Here is a 20,913-nt window from a genome sequence, read left to right on the forward strand (position 1 = left end):
TTTTGCCTGTTCATTTGTGAAACCGGTGGGACGCAACACTCGTGGCGAGGGAGCTTGCTCCCGCTGGGGTGCGAAGCGGCCCCAAAACCTGACACCACATACCTTCAGGTAGAACGCGTGTACCAGCTTCACGACTGCTGCGCAGCCGAGCGGGAGCAAGCTCCCTCGCCACAACTATGTATCGCAGGTGGGCAATCACTGCGCTCACGCAAGTGGTATCTCTCAGCGGTATTCGTCCACCGGCACGCAGGCGCAGAACAGGTTGCGATCCCCGTAAACGTTGTCCACGCGGTTCACCGTCGGCCAGTACTTATGCAGCCTGGTGTGCGCGTCCGGGGTCACCGCTTGTTCGATGCTGTAGGGCCGATCCCAGACGCCGGTAATGTCCGCCAACGTATGCGGAGAGCGTTTCAGCGGATTGTCCTCGGCAGACCAATTGCCATTCTGCACCTCGGCAATTTCCGCGCGAATACTCAGCATCGCGCTGATAAAGCGATCCAGTTCCGCCTTGGATTCGCTTTCAGTAGGCTCGACCATCAACGTACCCGGCACCGGGAAAGACATGGTCGGTGCATGGAAACCGTAATCCATCAGTCGCTTGGCGACGTCTTCTTCACTGATACCGGTTTGCGCCTTGAGCGGTCGCAAGTCGAGGATGCATTCGTGCGCCACCCGCTCGTTGCGCCCGGTGTAGAGCACCGGGAACGCACCGGACAAATGTTTTGCCAGGTAATTGGCCGAAAGAATCGCCACTTCACTGGCATCCGCCAACTGCGGCCCCATCATCGCGATGTACATCCAGCTGATCGGCAAAATGCTCGCACTGCCCCAAGGCGCCGCGCTGACTGCGCCATTCTGCGGATGGGGTCCCTCGATCGGCACCACCGGGTGATTGGCAACAAACGGCGCCAAATGCGCCCGCACCCCAATCGGCCCCATCCCCGGCCCGCCTCCGCCATGGGGAATGCAGAAGGTCTTGTGCAGGTTCATGTGTGAGACATCGGCGCCGATATCCGCCGGGCGAGCCAACCCGACCTGTGCATTGAGGTTGGCGCCGTCCATGTACACCTGACCGCCATGGCTGTGGATAACTTCACAGATTTCGCTGATGCCCTCTTCATACACCCCATGGGTCGAAGGGTAAGTGGCCATCAGGCAGGAAAGCTTGTCGCCGGCAGCCGTCGCCTTGGCTTTCAGGTCATCGAGATCAACGTTACCGGCATCGTCGCAGTCGACGATCATCACCCGCATCCCGGCCATCTGCGCCGAGGCCGGGTTGGTGCCGTGAGCAGACGCGGGAATCAGACAGATGTCACGTGCGCCTTGCTGACGGCTTTCATGGTATTTGCGGATCGCCAGCAACCCGGCGTATTCACCTTGGGCGCCGGAGTTGGGCTGCATGCAGATCGCATCAAAACCGGTGATCGCGCAGAGCCAGCTTTCCAGTTCGCTGATCATCAGCGAATAACCCACCGCCTGCTCTTTCGGCGCAAAGGGGTGCAGGTTGGCGAACGCTGGCCAGGTGATCGGGATCATCTCGCTGCTGGCATTGAGTTTCATGGTGCAGGAGCCCAGCGGAATCATCGACTGGTTGAGCGCCAGGTCCTTGTTCTCCAGTTGCTTGAGGTAACGCAGCATCTCGGTTTCGCTGTGATGAGCGTTGAACACCGGATGGCGTAAGTACGAGGTGGTCCGCAACAAGCTTTCGGGAATCCCGGAGACCAGCGGTTCGCCATCCAGCTCGGCAACATCAAGCCCGTGATCAGCGCCCAGGAACACATCAAACAGCTTCGCCACCGTGCGTTCGTCGCAGCTCTCGTCGAGACTCAAGCCAACCTGCCCGCGCCCAAGAATCCGCAAATTGATCTGCGCCGCTTTGGCGCTGTCGATGATTGCGGTCTGGCTGCCGCCGACTTCCAGGGTCAAGGTGTCGAAGAAGTGCTGGTTGAGCCGGGTGATGCCGTTGCGCTCAAGCCCGGCGGCGAGAATGCACGTTAGCCGGTGCACCCGTTGTGCAATGCGCTTGAGCCCCTGCGGGCCATGGTAGACCGCATAAAAACTGGCGATGTTGGCCAACAACACCTGGGCCGTGCAGATGTTCGAGTTGGCCTTCTCGCGACGGATGTGTTGCTCGCGGGTTTGCAGGGCCATGCGCAGCGCGACGTTGCCGCGAGCATCTTTCGAAACGCCGATGATCCGCCCGGGAATCGCTCGTTTGAATTCATCGCGGCTGGCGAAAAACGCAGCGTGAGGGCCGCCGTAGCCCATCGGCACACCAAAGCGCTGGGACGAGCCGAAGACCACGTCTGCGCCCATTTCACCTGGCGGCGTCAGCAACAACAGGCTCAGCAGATCAGCCGCAACGCAGGCCAGCGCCTGCTGCGCATGCAAGTGATCGATCAGCGGGCGCAAGTCGCGGATATCGCCATGGGTATCGGGATACTGCAGCAGTGCGCCGAACACCTGGTGCTGTTTCAAGTTATCCACAGTGTCGACGATCAGTTCGAAGCCAAAACCTTCAGCGCGGGTCTTCACCACGGAAATGGTCTGTGGATGGCAATTTTCGTCGACGAAGAACAGATTGCTTTTCGACTTCGCGACACGCTTGGCCAGCGCCATGGCTTCAGCCGCCGCCGTGGCTTCGTCGAGCAACGAGGCGTTGGCCAGTTCCAGGCCCGTCAGGTCGATGGTCAATTGCTGGAAATTGAGCAACGCTTCGAGTCGCCCCTGAGCAATTTCCGGCTGATAGGGCGTGTAAGCGGTGTACCAACCGGGATTTTCCAGCACGTTGCGCAAGATCACCGCGGGCGTCAGGGTGCCGTGGTAACCCATGCCGATCAGGCTGGTCCAGACCTGATTCTGTTCGGCATAGCCGCGCAGCTTTGCCAGCGCGGCCTCCTCATCGAGCGCAGGCGGCAAGTCCAGTACGCGATTGAGGCGAATTCCCGGCGGCACCGTCTGCTCGATCAGCTCGACGCGGCTGCCGAGCCCGAGGCTGTCGAGCATCGCCTGCTGCTCGGCGGTGTCCGGCCCCAGGTGGCGCCGCAGAAAGGCATTCGGGTCTCGTAACTGGCTCAAGGATGGCAACTGGGACATGACGGGCTCTCTCTTGAATGGCGCTCGACGTCGATGCAACTCGATCACAGCAGCATAGCTCCCCCTGTGCACTCGGCATGGCGTCTTTGCTCAATCAGGCTCATCATGTGCGGCGCATATATCTACCGTCAGCCAATCGGGTGCACTGATCGTCATGAGCCAACTGCCTTTTCTGCCGTTTTCCAAACCTACTATCGATGAAGCCACAATTGCCGCTGTCGGCGATGTCTTGCGCTCCGGCTGGATCACCAGCGGGCCCAAGGTGCAGGCGTTCGAAGCCCAGCTCTCGGAGTTTTTTGGCGGCCGTCCGGTGCGCACGTTCAACTCCGGAACCTGCACCATGGAGATCGCCCTGCGCATCGCCGGGATCGGCGCCGGTGACGAAGTCATCACCACGCCGATTTCCTGGGTCGCCACGGCCAACGTGATTCTCGAAGTCGGCGCCACCCCGGTGTTCGCCGATATCGACCCGATCACCCGCAACATCGACCTGGACCAGCTCGAAGCGGCCATTACCCCGCGTACCAAGGCCATTATCCCGGTGTTCCTCGCCGGTTTGCCGGTGGACATGAGCCGCCTGTACGCGATCGCCAAGAAACACAGCCTGCGCATTATCGAAGACGCCGCCCAGGCATTGGGTTCGAGCTGGAATGGTCAGCGCATCGGCTCCACCGGCGACTTCGTGTCGTTCAGCTTCCAGGCGAACAAGAACGTCACCTCCTCGGAAGGTGGCTGCCTGGTATTGAACAACGCTGAAGAAGTGCGACTGGCCGAGAAGTATCGCCTGCAAGGCGTGACCCGTACCGGCTTCGACGGCCTGGACGTCGATGTGCTGGGCGGCAAGTTCAACATGACCGACGTGGCAGCAGCCATTGGCCTGGGCCAATTCGCCCACATCGAAGCCATCACCGCTCACCGCCGTGAACTGGCCAAGCATTACTTCGCCTGCTTCGGCAGCGATTTCGAGGCCAAATACGGTGCGCAGCTGCCACCGGCAGACTTCACCAACAGCAACTGGCACTTGTTCCAACTGGTACTGCCAGAGCGCAAGGACGGCAAACCGGCCCGTGCGACCTTCATGGAGCAAATGCAGGAACTGGGCGTCGGCATCGGCTACCACTACCCGCCGATCCACCTGCTGAGTCTTTACCGCGAACGCGGTTTCAAGGAAGGCATGTTCCCGGTGTCCGAGCGTGTCGGTCGCCTGATCGTCTCGCTACCGATGTTCACGGCCATGAGCAAAAGTGATGTCGAGCGTTCAGTGGCGGCGGTGAAGGCTGTATTGCAGGCTTGAGAGCAACGCTTTTGTAGGAGCGGGGGGGGGCGCCTAGCCCTTGCCGGCGATGGCGATCTTGAGAGCGCTATCGCCGGCAAGCCGTGCTCCTACGGGGCGAGCATTACTCGCCGATGGCGTGCTTGTAGCCAGTCGGGTCGAGCAACTTGTCCAGCTCGGAGGTATCCGTTGGCTCGAGTTTGAAGAACCAGCTGTCGTATGGCGCGCTGTTGACCAGCTCCGGGCTGTTGGCCAACTCTTCGTTAACGGCAATGACTGTACCGGAGACCGGCGAGTAGATATCCGAAGCGGCCTTGACCGACTCGACTACGCCCGCCGCTTCACCGGCAGCGAAGACTTTGCCGATTTCCGGCAGCTCGACGAACACCACATCGCCCAAGGCTTCCTGAGCATGGTCTGAAATACCGACTTTTACGCCGCCATCTTCGTCCAGACGGGCCCATTCGTGACTTTCGGCAAAACGCAGGTCTACAGGAATTTCACTCATGTTCTGTGTCCTCAAGAAGAAATGTCAGCGGTGTTGGCCCGCCAGAAAAAGTTAGATCAGGGTTTTGCCATGACGCACGAAGGTCGGTTTGACTACCCGAACCGGGTACCACTTGCCACGAATTTCCACTTCTGCCCGGTCGGCCGTTGCCATCGGCACCCGCGCCAGGGCAATCGATTTGCTAAGCGTAGGAGAGAAACTACCACTGGTGATCTCTCCTTCGCCAACATCAGCGATGCGAACCACCTGATGGGCACGTAAAACCCCGCGCTCTTCGAGCACCAGACCAACCAGTTTTTGCTTCACCCCTGCTGCCCGTTCAGCCTCCAGCGCGGCCCGGCCAATGAACTGACGAGTGGCCGGTTCCCAGGCAATGCTCCAGGCCATATTGGAAGCCAGCGGTGAGACATCCTGATGAATATCCTGGCCATAGAGGTTCATCCCGGCCTCAAGACGCAGCGTGTCGCGGGCGCCGAGGCCAATGGGCGATATGCCTGCACCGACCAGATCGTTGAAGAATCCCGGCGCCTGATCGGCCGGCAGGGCAATCTCCAGACCATCTTCGCCGGTGTAGCCGGTACGGGCGATGAACCAGTCGCCGTCGCAGTGACCTTCAAACGGTTTGAGTTGCTGGATCAGAGTGCCACGGGACTGGGTCACCAGTTCGGCGATCTTTTGCCGCGCCTGCGGACCTTGAATCGCCAGCATCGCCAGCTCACGGCGCTCGTGCAGTTGCACCTGATAATTGCCGAGCTGGGCCTGCATCCAGGCCATGTCCTGATCACGGGTGGCGGCGTTCACCACCAGGCGGTAAGCATCTTCCAGGCGATAAACGATCATGTCGTCGACCACCCCGCCCCGCTCATTGAGCATGGTGCTGTACAAGGCACGGCCGACGCTGTGCAGACGCTCGACATCATTGGCCAGCAAATGCTGGAGCCAGGCCTTGGCCTGGGGGCCGCTGACATCGATCACGGTCATATGGGAAACATCGAAAACCCCACAGTCGCGGCGCACCTGATGGTGTTCCTCGACCTGTGAGCCGTAATGCAATGGCATATCCCAACCGCCAAAATCGACCATCTTCGCGCCAAGTGCGAGATGAAGGTCATACAGAGGCGTACGCTGTCCCATGGGTTTCTCCTTCCGGGCGTGGCGAAGGTACGGACAGGCGCTGTATGGTTGAAAGCCTTGAAGTAGAAGGCTTTCAGCCTATTTCAGCGACCCGGTCTGAAGGACGATCCGCACCGAATGCCGCGCATTGTAGCCGCAAGGTGTAGGACTGGCACCTAGCCGTTTTGATGTGCCGAACGTCGAATCAAGCCGATGACCGGCAACAGGCCCACCAGAATCAGTGTCAGCGCCGGCAACGACGCCCGCGCCCACTCGCCTTCGCTGGTCATTTCAAAGATCCGCACCGCCAGCGTGTCCCAGCCAAACGGGCGCATCAGCAAGGTTGCGGGCATTTCCTTGAGCACATCGACGAACACCAGCAGCGCCGCGCTCAACGTGCCGGGCAGCAGCAACGGCAGATACACTTTGAAAAACAGTCGTGGCCCACTGACACCCAAACAGCGTGCAGCTTCTGGCAACGACGGACGGATCCGCGCCAGGCTATTTTCCAACGGCCCGTAGGCCACCGCGATAAAGCGCACCAGATACGCCAGCAACAGCGCCGACAGGCTGCCCAGCAGCAACGGTTTGCCCGCGCCGCCAAGCCAGTCCGATAGCGGCACCACCAGTTCACGGTCCAGGTAACTGAACGCCAGCATGATTGATACCGCCAGCACCGATCCGGGCAAGGCGTAGCCAATGTTGGCCAGGCTGACCCCGGAACGAATCGTCCGGGTCGGAGCCAGGCGCCGGGCAAATGCCAGCAACAGCGCGACGCTGACGGTGATCAGCGCAGCCATGGCGCCCAGGTACAACGTATGGATGATCAGCCCGGCGTAACGCTCATCCAGGTCGAAGCGCCCGCGCTGCCAGAACCACGCCACCAGTTGCAGCAATGGAATGACAAACGCGCAGGCAAATACCAGCCCGCACCAACTGCTGGCGGCTACAGCCTTGAACCCGCGCAGGTGATAAAGCGCCTTGCCCCGTGGCCGCTCGTTGCTCGCCCGGCTGGCTCCACGCGCTCGCCGCTCGCCGTACAGCAGCAACATCACCACCAGCAGCAACAGGCTGGCCAGTTGTGCGGCGCTCGACAGGCTGAAAAAGCCGTACCAGGTTTTGTAGATCGCCGTAGTGAAGGTGTCGAAGTTGAACACCGACACTGCGCCGAAATCCGCCAGCGTCTCCATCAATGCCAAGGCCACACCGGCACCAATTGCCGGCCGGGCCATCGGCAAGGCCACGCGCCAGAATGCTTGCCACGGTGATTGGCCGAGCACGCGTGCAGCCTCCATCAGGCCTTTGCCTTGGGCCAGAAACGCTGTGCGTGCCAGCAAGTAGACGTAGGGATAGAACACCAGCACCAATACCAGAATCACCCCACCGGTGGAGCGCACGCGCGGCAATCGCAAGCCGCTGCCAAACCACTCGCGAAGCAGGGTTTGCACAGGACCGGCGAAATCCAGCAGGCCGACAAAAACGAACGCCAGCACATAGGCCGGGATCGCAAACGGCAACATCAGCGCCCAATCCAGCCAACGTCGCCCGGGGAATTCGCAGAGGCTGGTCAACCACGCCAGGCTCACGCCCAACAGCGTTACACCAATCCCGACGCCGAGGATCAGCGTCAAGGTGTTACCCAGCAGGCGTGGCATCTGGGTGTCCCACAGGTGCGACCAGATCTGCATATCGACGGTTTGCCACGACAGCAGCAACACACTCAGTGGCAGCAGCACCAGAGCGGCAACGACGAAAACCAGCGGATACCAACGGCGTTGGGCGGGATGGGCCAAGGAAAGTCTCTAAAAAGTGCGGAGCCGACGCAGTAATGCAGCCGGCCCCATTTTGTGGCGAGGGGGCTTGCCCCCGTTGGGTTGCGAAGCAGCCCTTGGTCAGCTACTTCATTTCTTCAGTCAAAGCGTGTCAGCCAATATTACGACCGCTTCGCGCTCGAGCGGGAGCAAGCTCCCTCGCCACAATTGCGGTGAGTCAGTTCCAGCCGGCGCGGTCCATCAGGCGGATGGCTTCGGCCTGACGCAGGCCAGCCACTTCAACCGGCAGGGTGTCCGGGATGAACGTGCCCCAGGCCTCGACTTCCGCGGACGGTTTCACCGCCGGGTTGGCCGGGAATTCCTGGTTAGCGTCGGCGAAGATCTTTTGCGCTTCAGGTGTGGTCATCCATTCCACCAGCGCCTTGGCGGCTTCCGGGTGCGGGGCGTGTTTGGTCAGGCCAATGCCCGACAGGTTCACGTGTACGCCACGGTCGGCCTGGTTCGGCCAGAACAGTTTGACCGGAAGATCCGGCTTCTGCTGGTGCAGACGGCCATAGTAGTAAGTGTTGACGATACCGACGTCGCATTGCCCGGCGCTGATCGCTTGCAGTACGGCGATGTCGTCAGAGAACACGTCTGTGGACAGGTTGCGCACCCAACCCTTGAGGATCTCTTCGGTTTTTTCCGCGCCGTGGGTTTCAATCAGGGTTGCAGTCAACGACTGGTTATAGACCTTCTTCGCAGTACGCAGGCACAGCCGGCCTTCCCACTGCTTGTCAGCCAGCGCTTCGTATGTGCTCAGGTCCGAAGGTTTTACCCGGTCAGTGGAATAGGCGATGGTCCGCGCCCGCAGGCTCAGGCCGGTCCAGGCGTGAGACGCGGCGCGGTATTGCAGCGGGATGTTGGTGTCGATCACCTTGGAAGTGAACGGCTGCAGGATGCCCATTTGCTCGGCCTGCCAAAGGTTGCCGGCATCGACGGTCAGCAGCAGGTCGGCGGTGGCATTCTCGCCTTCGGCCTTGATGCGCTGCATCAACGGCGCTTCCTTGTCGGTGATGAATTTCACCTTTACGCCGGTTTTTTGGGTGTAGGCATCGAAGACCGGTTTGATCAGCTCGTCGATACGCGAGGAGTAGACCACCACCTCGTCGGCAGCCTGGGCGGTGGTGCCGACCAGGGTCAGGGCGAGGGCTGTCAGTAGACGCTTCGGTGCCAACATGGGAGCGGTCTCTCGAAATCAAAAATGAGTCGAAATGATAAGGACTCACATTTAGCTTCTCAACCGATCCCGCCCTGGAGGAGTTACCAGATGTTGCACCGTCGGAGATTGTTGGTGAATGTGCTCGCGATGAGGGCATCAGCACTGATACAAACTGTCAGGCCTTGGCCAATGCCGGCAGATCCCCGATCAATCCAAGCGCTTCGCGCACAAACAGCGCCTTGGCTTCGGGCATCTGGTCGACCATTTTCAACCCGGTATTACGCAACCAGCGCAGCGGCAACGGATCGGCCTGGAACAAACGCTCAAAGCCTTCCATCGCTGCCATCAACGCCAGGTTGTGCGGCATGCGCCGACGCTCGTAGCGGCTGAGGACTTTCACGTCCGCCAGGCGCTCACCACGGCTGGCTGCCTGCAGCAGCACTTCAGCCAACACTGCGGCATCGAGGAAACCGAGGTTGACGCCCTGCCCGGCCAGCGGGTGAATGGTGTGCGCGGCATCGCCGATCAGCGCCAGGCCTTCGGCCACATAGCGCTTGGCGTGGCGCTGGCGCAACGGCACGCAAAGTCGCGGGTCGGCGCTTAGCACCTTGCCCAAACGCCCTTCGAAAGCGCGCTCCAGCTCTCGGCAGAAACCTTCGTCATCCAGCGCCATCAGGCGTTCGGCTTCGCTCGGGGTGGTCGACCAGACGATCGAGCACCAGTCCTGCTGGCCATCCCGCTCCAAGGGCAGGAATGCCAGCGGGCCGTAATCGGTAAAACGCTGCCAGGCGGTCATCTGATGCGGCAGCGAGCTGCGAACACTGGTGACGATGGCGTGATGCAGATAATCCCACTCACGAGTCGCGACACCGGTGAGACGACGCACCGCCGAGTTGGCGCCGTCCGCCGCGATCACCAGCGGTGCGCGCAACGTGCGGCCATCGGCCAGCGTCAGTAGCCAGTCATCGCCGGAACGGCGCATCTGCTCCAGACGCGCATTGGCCAGCAGGCCGAGGTCACAATCATGCAGGCGATCGAGCAGCGCATCCTGCACCACCCGGTTTTCGACGATATGCCCGAGTGCCTCGGCGTGGACGCTGGTGGCCGAGAAGTGAATCTGCCCGGTGCCGCTGCCATCCCAGACGTGCATGTCGGAATAAGGGCTGCTACGCCGGCTGACAACGCCGTCCCACACCCCCAGACGCTCCAGAATCCGCTGACTGGCGGCCGACAAGGCGCTCACTCGAGGCTCGAATGCCGACTGCGCATCGAAGGGTTTGACGCTCATGGGGCTGCCGTCGAGCAGCAGGACTTCCAGCCCGCTGTTCTGTAACGCCAGCGCCAACGCGCTCCCGACCATTCCGGCCCCGACAATCAGCAGATCTGCGCGCATTTCCATGCTTTAAGCCTGTCTCGCTTGCGGCGTGAGCCGCACGTAAAGGGGTTTATCGACCACGCTGCCAGCGCCGTCGTAAGTATCGAAACGCCGGGGTAAGCACTCAACCATCGGCGCGTGTTCCCAATCCCATGGCTTGCCGGGCGAACCAGCGTTTGGCCGGCGGCAACAGATCGAGGCCCAACAGGCCGATGTTGCGCCCCAGCGAAACCAGCGGCTGGGTGCTGCCGAACAACCGGGTGACTTGATCGGAGAAGCCCACGGTGAGGTTCTGGTCCAAACGCTGGCGTTCGCGATAAGCCTGCAAGGTGGCGAAGTCGCCCGGTGCACTCGGGCTGGCGAGCAGCGCTTCGGCCAGGGCCTGGGCATCGCGCAACGACAGGTTGAAGCCCTGACCGGCAATCGGGTGCAGGCTGTGGGCAGCGTTGCCCAGCACGGCCAGATGCGGACGTACCTGCTCCTCGGCTTCGATCAACGACAACGGGTATAGATTCCGCGCACCGACCTGCTTGAGCGTGCCGAGGCGATAGCCGAACACCCCCTGCAACTCGCTGAGAAAGCTACGCTCATCGAGTGCCGCCAGACGCTGCGCGTCCATGCCCAAGCGAGTCCAGACCAGCGCGCAGCGGTTTTCCGGTAGCGGCAGCAAAGCCATCGGGCCGTCATCGGTGAAACGCTCGAACGCCATGCCGTTGTGGGCCTCGCTCGGGGTGATGTTGGCGATCAACGCACTTTGGTTGTATGGACGCTTTTTGACGCCGATCCCCAACTGCTCGCGCAAGCCCGAACGGCCGCCATCGGCCAGCACCGCGAGCTCGCACTCCAGTAGGGTTTCATCGTTGAGGGTCAGGCGGTAGCCGTCTTCCAGCGGTTCCATGCGCGTGACTTCGGCCGGGCAGCGCCAACTGATCACGTCCTTGTCCAGCCCCTGCCAGAGGCATTGGCCCAGCCAGGCGTTTTCCACCACGTAGCCCAAGGCCGGAACGCCTTCTTCCATGGCCGACAGTCGCGCGGTGGAGAAGCGCCCACGGTCGGAAACATGGATCTGTTTGATCGGCTCGGCGCGGCGGGAGATTTCCTGCCACAGGCCCAACCGCTGATAAATCTGCCGAGCGCCGAAAGACAGCGCCGAAGAGCGCGCGTCGTAGCTTGGCTGGTAGCTGTCGCCGGGGGCGAACGGTTCGATCAGCACGATTTTCCAGCCACGGGCGCGGGCACCGGCCTGTAACGCCAACGCCAGACTGGCGCCCACCAGACCGCCACCAATGATTGCCAGATTGACTCGACTCATGCCGCCTGGGTCCGTGCAGCGGCCATCAAGGCCTCGATCTCGGCGACCGTTCTCGGCACACCGTTGGTCAGAATTTCACAGCCCTGCTTGGTTACCACCACGTCATCCTCGATGCGCACGCCAATGCCGCGCCATTTCTTCGCCACGCTCAGATTGCCCGGGGCAATGTAGATACCCGGCTCGACGGTCAGCGTCATGCCGACTTCCAGCACCCGCCATTCACCGCCGACCTTGTACTCGCCGACGTCATGCACATCCATGCCCAGCCAATGACCGGCACGGTGCATGTAAAACGCCTTGTAGGCTTCGCTGGCGATCAACTCATCGACATCGCCCTGCAACAAACCGAGCTTCACCAGGCCTGCGGTAATTACTTGAACCGTCGCCTCGTGCGCCTGGTTCCAGTGCTTGTTGGGAGCGATCTGGGCAAACGCGGCAGCTTGCGACTCCAGCACCAATTCGTAGATCGCCTTCTGTTCCGGCGAATACTTGCCGTTGACCGGCCAGGTACGGGTGATGTCGCTGGCGTAGCAGTCGATTTCGCAACCGGCGTCGATCAGCACCAGATCGCCGTCCTTGAGCAATGCGTCATTCTGCTGGTAATGCAGGATGCAGCTGTTGCGCCCGGCGGCGACGATCGAACCATAAGCCGGCATTTTCGCCCCACCTTTGCGGAACTCGTAATCGAGCTCGGCTTCCAGGCTGAACTCATGCAAGCCGACACGGCAGGCCTGCATCGCGCGAATGTGAGCCTGCGCGGAGATCCGTGCGGCTTCGCGCATCACCTTCACTTCTGCCGCCGATTTATACAGGCGCATGTCGTGCAGCAAATGATCCAGCGCAACGAATTCGTTCGGCGGCTGGGCGCCCAGGTTCGCCTTGGAACGAATCACGTTGATCCAGTCCATCAGGTGGCGGTCGAATTCCGGGTTGCTGCCCATGGCCGAATACACCCGGTCCCGGCCTTCGATCAGGCCCGGCAGGATGTCGTCGATGTCGGTGATCGGAAAGGCATCGTCGGCGCCGAAATCCCGGATCGCACCTTCCTGCCCGGCACGCAGGCCGTCCCACAGTTCGCGTTCGGCGTTGCGTTCACGGCAGAACAGGATGTATTCGCCATGCTCACGACCAGGTATCAGCACGATCACGGCCTGAGGCTCGGGAAAACCGCTGAGGTACTGGAAATTGCTCTCCTGTCGGTAAACGTGTTCGACGTCGCGATTGCGGATCGCCACGGCGGCGGCCGGCAGGATTGCGATGCTGTTGGGTTCCATCTGCGCCATCAACGCCTTGCGGCGGCGGGTGTATTCCGATTTAGGGATATGAATCATGGGCAGATGGAAGTCCCTAGCAAACGATCAGTGCAGAGAAGGTTTGGCGGCCGGTGCGGCAGCTTTGTTGTTCTCGGTGAACAGCAGCAATGGCGCGACCCGCAGGTACTCCATGACTTCCATATAGTCGCTTTCGCCGTCGTCGGATTCTTCCAGCGCATCTTGCACCTGAGCGATAGCCGCGAGATCCTGCAGGACTTCGGTGGCTTCAGCGCTCAACATGCTGCTGTCACGGCAGTTCAGGCCGAAACCGCTGAGGAAGCCCTGACACCACTGGCCCAGTGCGACGGCACGTTCGGTCAGCAGCGCGTCATCGGTCGGCAACAGCAGAACGACGGTCATGTCGTCGCTGGTCAGCTCGCCCTTGACCATCTCTTGCAGGCCGATCAGGGCGTTGCGGACGTTGTCTTGTGGTTCGCCTTCGAGCAGCTCGGCGGCGTCGACCAGCCAGCCATCGGCTTCAAAGCCTGCACCAGCGCAGCTGCGTCCGAGCAGCAGGCCGTGCAGTTCGGCAGGCGATACAGGATGGCCGCTGGTGCTCAGCAGGGTGGCGAAGGCTTGATACGGAGAATTCTGAATGGGCATGGGCAGCTAGGCGCCAGACGGCGCTATGTCTAGAATGAAGGCCTTGTATCCTACATCGACAGACTCGCCAAGACTATTAAAGGCTGTCCGCCAGTTACCGCCCATCAGACAAATCCCGTGGAACACGTATGGAAGACACCGACTTGCAAGCGCTGATGGCCAGACTCGAGCTGCTAATTACCCGAGTCGAGCAACTTAAGAGCCAGAACGGACTCTTATTAGCTCAGGAAAAGACCTGGCGCGAGGAACGCGCGCACCTCATTGAAAAAAACGAAATCGCTCGGCGTAAGGTCGAATCGATGATTTCGCGCCTCAAGGCCCTGGAGCAAGACTCATGAGTTCAAGCAATAGCGTTACCGTGCAGATCCTCGATAAAGAGTACTCGATCATTTGCCCCCAGGAAGAGCGCAGCAATCTGGTGAGCGCCGCCCGTTATCTGGACGGAAAAATGCGCGAAATCCGCAGCAGCGGCAAAGTCATCGGCGCCGATCGCATCGCCGTGATGGCCGCGCTGAACATCACCCACGATCTGCTGCACACACGGGAACGTCCTGATGTGCAGGCCAGCGGCTCGACCCGCGAGCAGGTGCGTGACCTGCTCGATCGAGTGGATCTGGTGCTCGCCACCGATCCTGATGTCAGCAAGGGCTGATTCCCGAAGGTGGTTGCGGTATACTCGCGCCACTCCCTGGGGTGCTTGCCAGTTGACGATGTCCCTGAGCCGATTCGCACTACCCTGGAAGTTGCACGTTGGGCTGGTGTGCATGTCCGCTAGACGGAAAGCCTTAAAGCCTACTGCATCTTCCACCTTGAACTTTCGGGTTCAAGGGCTAAGTCGACAGCGGTTCATCCGGGGAGCCTATATTCAAGCCGATGCCGGTTTTTGCCGGCATCGGCTTTTTACGATGTCACCGCCCTGGTGCCCTCGACACTCGAACAGCCCATGACGATGACCGAACCTGCGCCGCTATCCCGCCCGCAACTTCGACGCATGCTGCGCCAGGCCCGTCGCGCACTGAGCAACAGTGAGCAGCGCCAGGCCGCTCGCGGGCTGTATCGGCAATTGGCGCAACATCCGTTGTTCCGCCGCGCAAAACACATCTCCCTGTACCTGCCTACCGACGGTGAAATCGATCCGCGCCTGTTGCTGCGCGCCGCTCAACGCCGGGGCAAGGCGACTTACCTGCCCGTACTCAGCGCCTGGCCGCGAACCAAGATGGTCTTTCAGCGCATTCACCCCGGTGAAAAGCTGCGGCCCAACCGCTTTCGCATTCTCGAACCACGGGTCAACCAGGCTAAGCAACGCAAGGTCTGGGCACTGGACCTGGTGTTGTTGCCGCTGGTCGGTTTTGACGAACACGGCGGACGCCTGGGGATGGGGGGCGGCTTCTATGATCGCAGCCTGGCCTATCTGGCGCGCCGCAAGACCTGGCGCAAGCCGACGCTGCTGGGGCTGGCCCATGAATGCCAGAAAGTCGAAAAACTGGATCAAGCGAGCTGGGATGTACCGATGCAGGGAACGGTGACTGACAGGAAGTGGTATTTCGCGGACTAGATCTGGACGCCACTGCCATCAGCGGCGTCGCTTGCAGCGGTTTTAGCGCTTGTGCGGCTTTAGAGGTTGTTGCTGTTGTTGCGCGACTTCGATCGGTGCATCAGTCTTGTTCGCCCACAGGCTTTGCGCATAACCCGTGGTTACGACGCCCAGGCCGAACACAATCACTAAAATCCACAGTAAATCCGGTTTGCGTTTCATCGATTGCCCCCCTCAAGGCATGTCGCACACGATGACAGCAACGGTATCCGAAATAGGCCGTGCTTGCCGCGTCTCGCTTAAAAGTCCGGCATTTTGCGGTAACGTGAAGCGACACGCAAACGCTGGCGTCAACCGACCGTCGGTTTGTCATAAAATCGCCGGACAACGTTCCCGACCACCGCTTTCGGAGCAAAAAAAGATGGCCTACTGGCTTATGAAATCCGAGCCCGACGAGCTCTCGATCAAAGCCCTGGAGAAGCTCGGCGAAGCTCGCTGGGACGGCGTTCGCAACTATCAGGCACGCAACTTCCTGCGGGCCATGGCGGTCGGCGACGAGTTTTTCTTTTACCACTCCAGCTGCCCTGAACCGGGCATCGCCGGGATCGGACGAATCATCGAAGCGGCATACCCGGACCCGACGGCGCTGGAACCCGAGAGTGTTTACTTCGACCCGAAGGCCACGCCCGAGAAAAATGCCTGGAGCGCGATCAATGTTGGTCACGTCGAGACATTTCCCAAGGTGCTGAAGCTCGACTATCTGAAACAGCAGACGGCACTGTCGGGAATGCCGCTGGTACAGAAAGGTTCGCGATTGTCGGTGATGCCGGTGACCGCCGAACAATGGGCGGCGGTGCTCGACCTGCGCTAAATAATGCAGAACCGGCCGGTCACCTGGTCAATCGGGTTAGGCTTGGCCTTCAGTTGACGGACATCAAGGCGCCTCGGCGCTCGCCCGTTCAAACTAGGACGTTACCGTCGCAGGATGCCCGAATGTCAACGCACAGCCGTTCTTCGATTTTTTTCGCCAGCTCTCTGATCATTCTGCTGCTGGCCGCCGGGGGCTTTGGTTACTGGAAATCGATGCATGACCGCCTGCCTGAAGGCCTGTATGTCGGCAACGGACGCCTCGAAGCCACCGAAGTGCAGATCGCCAGTAAAACTCCCGGGCGACTGGCCGAAGTGCGCGTCAATGAAGGCGACAAGGTGATCAAGGGGCAATTGCTGGCGCGCATGGACACCCGCACCCTCGAAGCCCAGCGCAACCAGGCCGAGGCCGAAGTACTGCGCGCCCGGGAGAACCTTTCTGCCGCCCAGGCCAATGTGCAACTGCGCCAGAGCGAACTATTGCTCGCCCAACAGGAACTCAAACGCTCCCAGGAACTGTTCAGGCGCGGTTACGCCAGCGGCCAGATCATCGATCAACAACAGGCGCGCTTCGACACCGCCAATGCCGCCGTCGCTGCGGCCCGCGCCCAGGTTTCGGCCGTCGGGGCCGCCATTGGCGCAGCTCAGGCACAGGTCGCCCAACTGACCAGCGAAATCGACGACAGCAGTTTGCGGGCACCGATCGACGGCGTCATCCAGCTGCGCATGGCCGAGCCCGGCGAAGTGCTCGGTGCGGGCGGACGCGTATTAATGCTGATCGATCCGAATGATCAGTACATGAATCTTTACCTCTCAGCGTCCGTGACCGGGCGCCTGACCGTCGGCGATGAAGCCCGGATCCTGCTCGACGCCCTGCCCGGCCATCCACTGCCGGCAAAAATCAGTTTCGTGGCGGCCAAATCGCAGTTCACGCCCAAAGAGGTCGAAACGCGCGACGAGCGGCAAAAGCTGGTGTTTCGCGTCAAGCTGCGACTGACTGACCCGAGCGCCATGCCCCAGGCCAAACCGGGCATGCCCGGTGCCGGTTATGTGCGCACCGCCCCTATTGGCTGGCCGGCCAATCTGCAATGACCGCTCCGGCGCTGCACATCTCCGGCCTCCAGCACCGTTATGGCAAGCAACAGGCACTGGCCGACATCGCGTTCAGCCTGCCGGCCGGCACTCGCTGCGGGCTGATCGGCCCGGATGGCGCCGGCAAGTCGAGCCTGCTGGGGCTGATCGCCGGCGTGAAAACCCTGCAACAAGGCCAACTGGAAGTGCTCGGCGGCTCAATCCAGGATCGCCTTCATCGCAACAGCCTCTACGCTCGTATTGCGTTCATGCCCCAAGGCTTGGGCGGCAATCTGTACCCCGAACTGTCGATCCGCGAGAACATCCACTTTTTTGCCACCCTGTTCGGGCTCTCGAAAGCCGACTTCGAACAGCGCATGCGTAGTCTGTTGCTGGCCACTGATCTGCTGGGTTTTGCCGATCGTCCTGCAGGCAAGCTGTCGGGCGGCATGAAACAGAAGCTCGGACTCTGCTGTGCGCTGATTCACGAGCCGGATTTGCTGATCCTCGACGAACCCACCACCGGTGTCGATCCCTTGTCACGGCGGCGCTTCTGGGAGCTGATCGACGATGTACGTCGCCAACGCCCGCAGCTGACGTTGCTGGTCGCCACTGCCTACATGGAAGAAGCCGAGCAATTCGAACACTGCCTGATGCTCGACGGCGGCAAGCTGATCGCTACCGGCATGACGCACGAACTGGTCGCTGTCACCGCCAGCGGTAAACTCGATGAAGCGTTCACCCATTTTCAAGGCAGCCGCGACCACGACAAGCAACCGCTAGTCATTGCCCCCAGAACCCGCGCCAGCACCGACATTGCCATCGAAGCCCACGACCTGACCCTGCGTTTCGGTGATTTCACCGCGGTAGACAAGGTCAGCTTTGCCATCGGACGCGGGGAGATTTTCGGCTTCCTAGGCTCCAACGGCTGCGGCAAAACCACCACGATGAAAGTCCTTACCGGGCTGATACCGGCCAGTGAAGGCCGCGCCGCGCTGCTGGGTAACCCGGTGAATGCCAAGGACCTGGCCACTCGCAAACGGGTCGGCTTCATGTCTCAAAGCTTCTCGCTGTATGGCGAGCTCAGCGTGCGGCGGAACCTGGATTTGCATGCGCGACTGTTCGATTTGCCCAAAACCGACAGTGCCCGGCGCATCGACGAACTGATCCAGCGCTTCAACCTGGGCAGCGTTGCTGAACAACAGTCCGGCGCATTGCCGTTGGGCCTGCGCCAGCGTTTGTCGCTGGCGGTGGCGGTGCTGCATCGCCCGGAAGTGTTGATCCTCGACGAACCGACCTCCGGCGTGGACCCGGCAGCACGGGACGATTTCTGGCGGCTGCTGATCGAGTTGTCGCGTGAGCAAGGTGTAACGATCTTTCTCTCGACCCACTTCATGAACGAAGCCCAGCGCTGCGACCGCATTTCGCTGATGCACGCTGGCAAGGTACTCGCTTGCGATACCCCGGCGGCGCTGCAACAGCAATTCCGGGGACAGACCCTGGAAGCGGCATTTGTTACCTGCCTGGAACAAGCTCAAGGCCCGGCGGAGTCACCGACGCCTGCTGGCCCCGCCGACGCGACGATCAACCCGGTCATGCAGTTGAAGGATCGCGGCTTCAGCCTCGGACGCCTGCTGGCGGTCGCCAGCCGCGAAGGCAAGGAATTGCTGCGGGACAAAGTACGAATGGCCTTCGCCCTGCTGGGGGCGATTTTCATGATGGTGATCTTCGGCTACGGCATTTCCCTGGACGTGGAAAAACTCGCCTTCGCCGTCTACGACCAGGACCAGACGCCGCAAAGCCGCGCCTACCTGGAAGCTTTTCGCGGCTCTCGCTACTTCAGCGAGCAGCCGTCGATCCGCGATGCCGCTGAGCTGCATCGCCGTCTTCAGCGCTCGGAAATCAAATTGGCGCTGGAGATCCCGCCAGGCTTTGGTCGCGACCTGTACGCCGGTCGCCAACCGACCGTGGCGGCCTGGCTCGATGGCGGCATGCCGTTTCGCGCCGAGACCAGTCGCAACTATGTAGAGGCCGTGCACCTGGCCAACATTGAACAACTGGCCGAGCAGAGCAGCCCTGCGCTGAATCGACAGTCAGCCGCCAAACTGGAAACCCGTTTCCGCTACAACCAGGATGTGGTCAGCGTCAACGCCATCGGGCCCGGGGTGATGGCGCTGATCCTCGCGTTCATTCCGGCCATGCTCACTGCGCTGGGGATCGTGCGGGAGAAAGAGCTCGGCTCGATCACCAACTTCTACGCCACGCCCCTGACCCGCCTGGAGTTTTTGCTGGGTAAACAAGCGCCGTATCTGCTGGTGAGCCTGATTAACCTCGCAGTCCTGACGGCCATGAACCGCTGGCTCTTTGGCGTGCCATTCAAGGGCAGTGCGTTGACCCTGGCCTTCGGCGGATTGCTATACGTGCTGGCAACCACCAGCATGGGCCTGCTGATTTCGGCGTTCACCCGGACCCAGATCGCCGCCATCCTCGGCACCATGATCATCACCAGCCTGCCGACCATCCAGTTTTCCGGGCTGATCGTGCCGCGCTCATCCCTCGATGGCGCGGCAGCGGTCATGGGCATGCTGTTTCCGGCGGGCTACTTCCTCGACATTACCGTCGGCACCTTCACCAAGGCGCTGGATATACGGCAGTTATGGCCGCAATGCCTGGCGCTGTTCGGATTCTTTATCGGGTTCACCGGGCTCAGCCTGGTCATGCTGAAAAAGCAGGAGGCCTGATGCACAAGCTTGCGCACATACTGCGCCTTGGCCTCAAGGAAATGAGCAGCCTGCAGCATGACAGCGTCTTGCTGCTGTTCCTGCTCTACGCCTTTACGGTGGCGATCTACATGCCGGCCGCAGGCTCGGTGATCGGTGTGCATAACGCCAGCGTGGCCATCGTCGACGAAGATCACAGCAACCTGTCACGACAACTGGCCCAGAGCCTGCAACCCCCGGAATTCCAGCGTCCGGTGTTGTTACCCTATGGGCAACTGGATCAGGTGATGGACAGCGGCCAGTACACCTTTGTCATCAACGTGCCAGCCAGTTTCCAGGCGGATATGTTGGCCGGGCGCCAGCCTGCGGTGCAGGTCAATGTCGATGCCACGGCCATGAGCCAGGCGTTCATGGGCGCGGGTTACATTGCACGGATTTTCCAGCGCGAACTGTTGAGCTACAACGACCAAAGCGACCCGACCGGCAAAGCCCCCGCCCTGCTGACCACCCGTTCGCTGTTCAATACCAATCTGGAAGGCGGCTGGTTCCTGGCGGTGATTCAGATCGTCAACAACATCACCATCCTCGCCATCATCTTGACTGGCACGGCACTGCTGCGTGAGCGCGAACATGGCACGCTCGACCACTTGCTGGTGCTGCCGCTGACGGCACTGGAAATCATGCTGGCGAAAATCTGGAGCAACATGCTGGTGGTGGTGCTGTGCACCTGGGCATCGCTGGAAATCATCGTCAAAGGCGCACTGGGCGTGCCGCTGGCGGGCTCCATGGCGCTGTTTTTGCTGGTGACCGCGGTTTACCTGTTCGCCAGCACGGCGCTGGGGATTTTCCTCGCGACCCTGGCCCGCTCGACACCCCAGTTCGGCTTGCTGGCCATTCCGGTGATTATTCCGATGTTGCTGCTGTCCGGCGGCAGTACACCGCTGGACAGCATGCCGCAATGGTTGCAATGGGTGATGCAGGGCTCGCCGTCGACGCACTTCGTCAGCCTCAGCGCCGCGATACTGTTCCGCGACGCCGGAGTCAGCGTGGTCTGGCCGGACTTACTGGCGCTGAGCGCCATTGGCTTGCTGTTCTTTGCGATTGCGCTGAAGCGGTTTCGCAAAAGCCTGGCGTCCTGAACACTTCATGCGGCGA

18 protein-coding genes and 1 other RNA gene are annotated in these 20,913 nt (G+C 61.0%); 9 read left to right on the plus strand and 10 right to left on the minus strand.

All coding sequences use genetic code 11. The features are described 5' to 3' along the window. Positions 1-222 precede the first annotated feature (222 nt). Positions 223-3,096, minus strand: a complete 2,874-nt coding sequence (gene gcvP / locus AO353_RS08720) for an aminomethyl-transferring glycine dehydrogenase (protein WP_054594561.1) — start codon at positions 3,094-3,096, stop codon at positions 223-225. Between the two features lie 154 nt (positions 3,097-3,250). Between gcvP and AO353_RS08725 the strand changes: the two genes are divergently transcribed. Further along, positions 3,251-4,390 (plus strand): DegT/DnrJ/EryC1/StrS family aminotransferase, encoded by a 1,140-nt coding sequence (locus tag AO353_RS08725; protein WP_054594562.1) that lies wholly within the window; start codon positions 3,251-3,253, stop codon positions 4,388-4,390. A gap of 103 nt (positions 4,391-4,493) precedes the next feature. Here the strand turns inward: AO353_RS08725 and gcvH are convergent, their stop codons facing one another. From gcvH to AO353_RS08765, 8 genes are all read right to left on the minus strand, one after another. Then, the gene (gcvH, locus tag AO353_RS08730) at positions 4,494-4,877 is read right to left on the minus strand and encodes a glycine cleavage system protein GcvH (protein WP_054594563.1); all 384 of its coding nucleotides are present in this window, start codon (positions 4,875-4,877) and stop codon (positions 4,494-4,496) included. Between the two features lie 51 nt (positions 4,878-4,928). Then, on the minus strand, positions 4,929-6,011 hold the full coding sequence (gene gcvT / locus AO353_RS08735; protein WP_054594564.1) for a glycine cleavage system aminomethyltransferase GcvT: 1,083 nt from the start codon (positions 6,009-6,011) through the stop codon (positions 4,929-4,931). Between the two features lie 155 nt (positions 6,012-6,166). Further along, positions 6,167-7,783 carry an ABC transporter permease gene (locus tag AO353_RS08740; protein WP_054594565.1) on the minus strand — a complete coding sequence of 539 codons (1,617 nt, stop codon included), beginning with the start codon at positions 7,781-7,783 and terminating at the stop codon, positions 6,167-6,169. 196 nt (positions 7,784-7,979) lie between these two features. After that, entirely contained in the window at positions 7,980-8,981 is a 1,002-nt protein-coding gene (locus AO353_RS08745) for an extracellular solute-binding protein (protein WP_054594566.1), read from the minus strand. A 157-nt stretch (positions 8,982-9,138) separates the two neighbouring features. Then, complete coding sequence (locus tag AO353_RS08750) at positions 9,139-10,356, minus strand: 2-octaprenyl-3-methyl-6-methoxy-1,4-benzoquinol hydroxylase (RefSeq protein WP_173859941.1); 1,218 nt, start codon at positions 10,354-10,356, stop codon at positions 9,139-9,141. 106 nt (positions 10,357-10,462) lie between these two features. Next, a complete protein-coding gene (gene ubiH / locus AO353_RS08755) occupies positions 10,463-11,650 on the minus strand; it encodes a 2-octaprenyl-6-methoxyphenyl hydroxylase (protein WP_054594568.1) in 1,188 nt (395 codons plus the stop codon). Continuing rightward, on the minus strand, positions 11,647-12,981 hold the full coding sequence (gene pepP, locus AO353_RS08760; RefSeq protein ID WP_054594569.1) for a Xaa-Pro aminopeptidase: 1,335 nt from the start codon (positions 12,979-12,981) through the stop codon (positions 11,647-11,649). Before pepP ends, ubiH begins: the two co-directional genes overlap by 4 nt. A gap of 27 nt (positions 12,982-13,008) precedes the next feature. Beyond that, on the minus strand, positions 13,009-13,566 hold the full coding sequence (locus AO353_RS08765; RefSeq protein ID WP_054594570.1) for a YecA family protein: 558 nt from the start codon (positions 13,564-13,566) through the stop codon (positions 13,009-13,011). A 128-nt stretch (positions 13,567-13,694) separates the two neighbouring features. Here AO353_RS08765 and AO353_RS08770 point away from each other — a divergent pair, with 128 nt between their 5' ends. The 4 genes from AO353_RS08770 (at position 13,695) to AO353_RS08780 (ending at position 15,121) form a co-directional block, all read left to right on the plus strand. Then, a complete protein-coding gene (locus AO353_RS08770; RefSeq protein WP_007982902.1) occupies positions 13,695-13,904 on the plus strand; it encodes a TIGR02449 family protein in 210 nt (69 codons plus the stop codon). After that, positions 13,901-14,218: a cell division protein ZapA gene (locus AO353_RS08775; RefSeq protein WP_019694181.1), complete on the plus strand. Its 318-nt coding sequence runs from the start codon at positions 13,901-13,903 to the stop codon at positions 14,216-14,218. Before AO353_RS08770 ends, AO353_RS08775 begins: the two co-directional genes overlap by 4 nt. 30 nt (positions 14,219-14,248) lie before the next feature. After that, a non-coding RNA gene (gene ssrS, locus AO353_RS29585) (6S RNA) lies at positions 14,249-14,427 on the plus strand. Positions 14,428-14,515: 88 nt separating this feature from the next. Further along, positions 14,516-15,121, plus strand: a complete 606-nt coding sequence (locus AO353_RS08780) for a 5-formyltetrahydrofolate cyclo-ligase (RefSeq protein WP_054598197.1) — start codon at positions 14,516-14,518, stop codon at positions 15,119-15,121. Positions 15,122-15,163: 42 nt separating this feature from the next. Here AO353_RS08780 and AO353_RS31325 read toward each other — a convergent pair whose 3' ends face one another. Beyond that, positions 15,164-15,322, minus strand: a complete 159-nt coding sequence (locus tag AO353_RS31325) for a hypothetical protein (RefSeq protein ID WP_019694183.1) — start codon at positions 15,320-15,322, stop codon at positions 15,164-15,166. Positions 15,323-15,521: 199 nt separating this feature from the next. On the opposite strand from AO353_RS31325, the gene AO353_RS08785 reads away from it, so the two are divergent. The 4 genes from AO353_RS08785 to AO353_RS08800 all read left to right on the plus strand — a co-directional run bounded on the left by AO353_RS08785 (position 15,522) and on the right by AO353_RS08800 (position 20,897). Beyond that, complete coding sequence (locus AO353_RS08785; RefSeq protein WP_054594571.1) at positions 15,522-15,971, plus strand: EVE domain-containing protein; 450 nt, start codon at positions 15,522-15,524, stop codon at positions 15,969-15,971. Between the two features lie 122 nt (positions 15,972-16,093). Next, positions 16,094-17,059 (plus strand): HlyD family secretion protein, encoded by a 966-nt coding sequence (locus AO353_RS08790; protein ID WP_054594572.1) that lies wholly within the window; start codon positions 16,094-16,096, stop codon positions 17,057-17,059. Further along, entirely contained in the window at positions 17,056-19,779 is a 2,724-nt protein-coding gene (rbbA, locus tag AO353_RS08795) for a ribosome-associated ATPase/putative transporter RbbA (RefSeq protein ID WP_054594573.1), read from the plus strand. Before AO353_RS08790 ends, rbbA begins: the two co-directional genes overlap by 4 nt. After that, a complete protein-coding gene (locus AO353_RS08800) occupies positions 19,779-20,897 on the plus strand; it encodes an ABC transporter permease (protein WP_054594574.1) in 1,119 nt (372 codons plus the stop codon). The genes rbbA and AO353_RS08800 overlap by 1 nt, the downstream gene beginning before the upstream one ends. The last annotated feature ends 16 nt before the right edge of the window (positions 20,898-20,913 follow it).

Source organism: Pseudomonas fluorescens, assembly GCF_001307155.1.
GTDB classification, from domain to species: domain Bacteria; phylum Pseudomonadota; class Gammaproteobacteria; order Pseudomonadales; family Pseudomonadaceae; genus Aquipseudomonas; species Aquipseudomonas helvetica.

Bases quoted from the DNA above. Each gene is read 5' to 3' on its own strand.
- gcvP (WP_054594561.1), bottom strand. From the start codon at position 3,096: ATGTCCCAGTTGCCATCCTTGAGCCAGTTACGAGACCCGAATGCCTTT.
- AO353_RS08725 (WP_054594562.1), top strand. From the start codon at position 3,251: ATGAGCCAACTGCCTTTTCTGCCGTTTTCCAAACCTACTATCGATGAA.
- gcvH (WP_054594563.1), bottom strand. From the start codon at position 4,877: ATGAGTGAAATTCCTGTAGACCTGCGTTTTGCCGAAAGTCACGAATGG.
- gcvT (WP_054594564.1), bottom strand. From the start codon at position 6,011: ATGGGACAGCGTACGCCTCTGTATGACCTTCATCTCGCACTTGGCGCG.
- AO353_RS08745 (WP_054594566.1), bottom strand. From the start codon at position 8,981: ATGTTGGCACCGAAGCGTCTACTGACAGCCCTCGCCCTGACCCTGGTC.
- AO353_RS08750 (WP_173859941.1), bottom strand. From the start codon at position 10,356: ATGCGCGCAGATCTGCTGATTGTCGGGGCCGGAATGGTCGGGAGCGCG.
- ubiH (WP_054594568.1), bottom strand. From the start codon at position 11,650: ATGAGTCGAGTCAATCTGGCAATCATTGGTGGCGGTCTGGTGGGCGCC.
- pepP (WP_054594569.1), bottom strand. From the start codon at position 12,981: ATGATTCATATCCCTAAATCGGAATACACCCGCCGCCGCAAGGCGTTG.
- AO353_RS08765 (WP_054594570.1), bottom strand. From the start codon at position 13,566: ATGCCCATTCAGAATTCTCCGTATCAAGCCTTCGCCACCCTGCTGAGC.
- AO353_RS08770 (WP_007982902.1), top strand. From the start codon at position 13,695: ATGGAAGACACCGACTTGCAAGCGCTGATGGCCAGACTCGAGCTGCTA.
- AO353_RS08775 (WP_019694181.1), top strand. From the start codon at position 13,901: ATGAGTTCAAGCAATAGCGTTACCGTGCAGATCCTCGATAAAGAGTAC.
- AO353_RS08780 (WP_054598197.1), top strand. From the start codon at position 14,516: ATGACCGAACCTGCGCCGCTATCCCGCCCGCAACTTCGACGCATGCTG.
- AO353_RS31325 (WP_019694183.1), bottom strand. From the start codon at position 15,322: ATGAAACGCAAACCGGATTTACTGTGGATTTTAGTGATTGTGTTCGGC.
- AO353_RS08785 (WP_054594571.1), top strand. From the start codon at position 15,522: ATGGCCTACTGGCTTATGAAATCCGAGCCCGACGAGCTCTCGATCAAA.
- AO353_RS08790 (WP_054594572.1), top strand. From the start codon at position 16,094: ATGTCAACGCACAGCCGTTCTTCGATTTTTTTCGCCAGCTCTCTGATC.
- rbbA (WP_054594573.1), top strand. From the start codon at position 17,056: ATGACCGCTCCGGCGCTGCACATCTCCGGCCTCCAGCACCGTTATGGC.
- AO353_RS08800 (WP_054594574.1), top strand. From the start codon at position 19,779: ATGCACAAGCTTGCGCACATACTGCGCCTTGGCCTCAAGGAAATGAGC.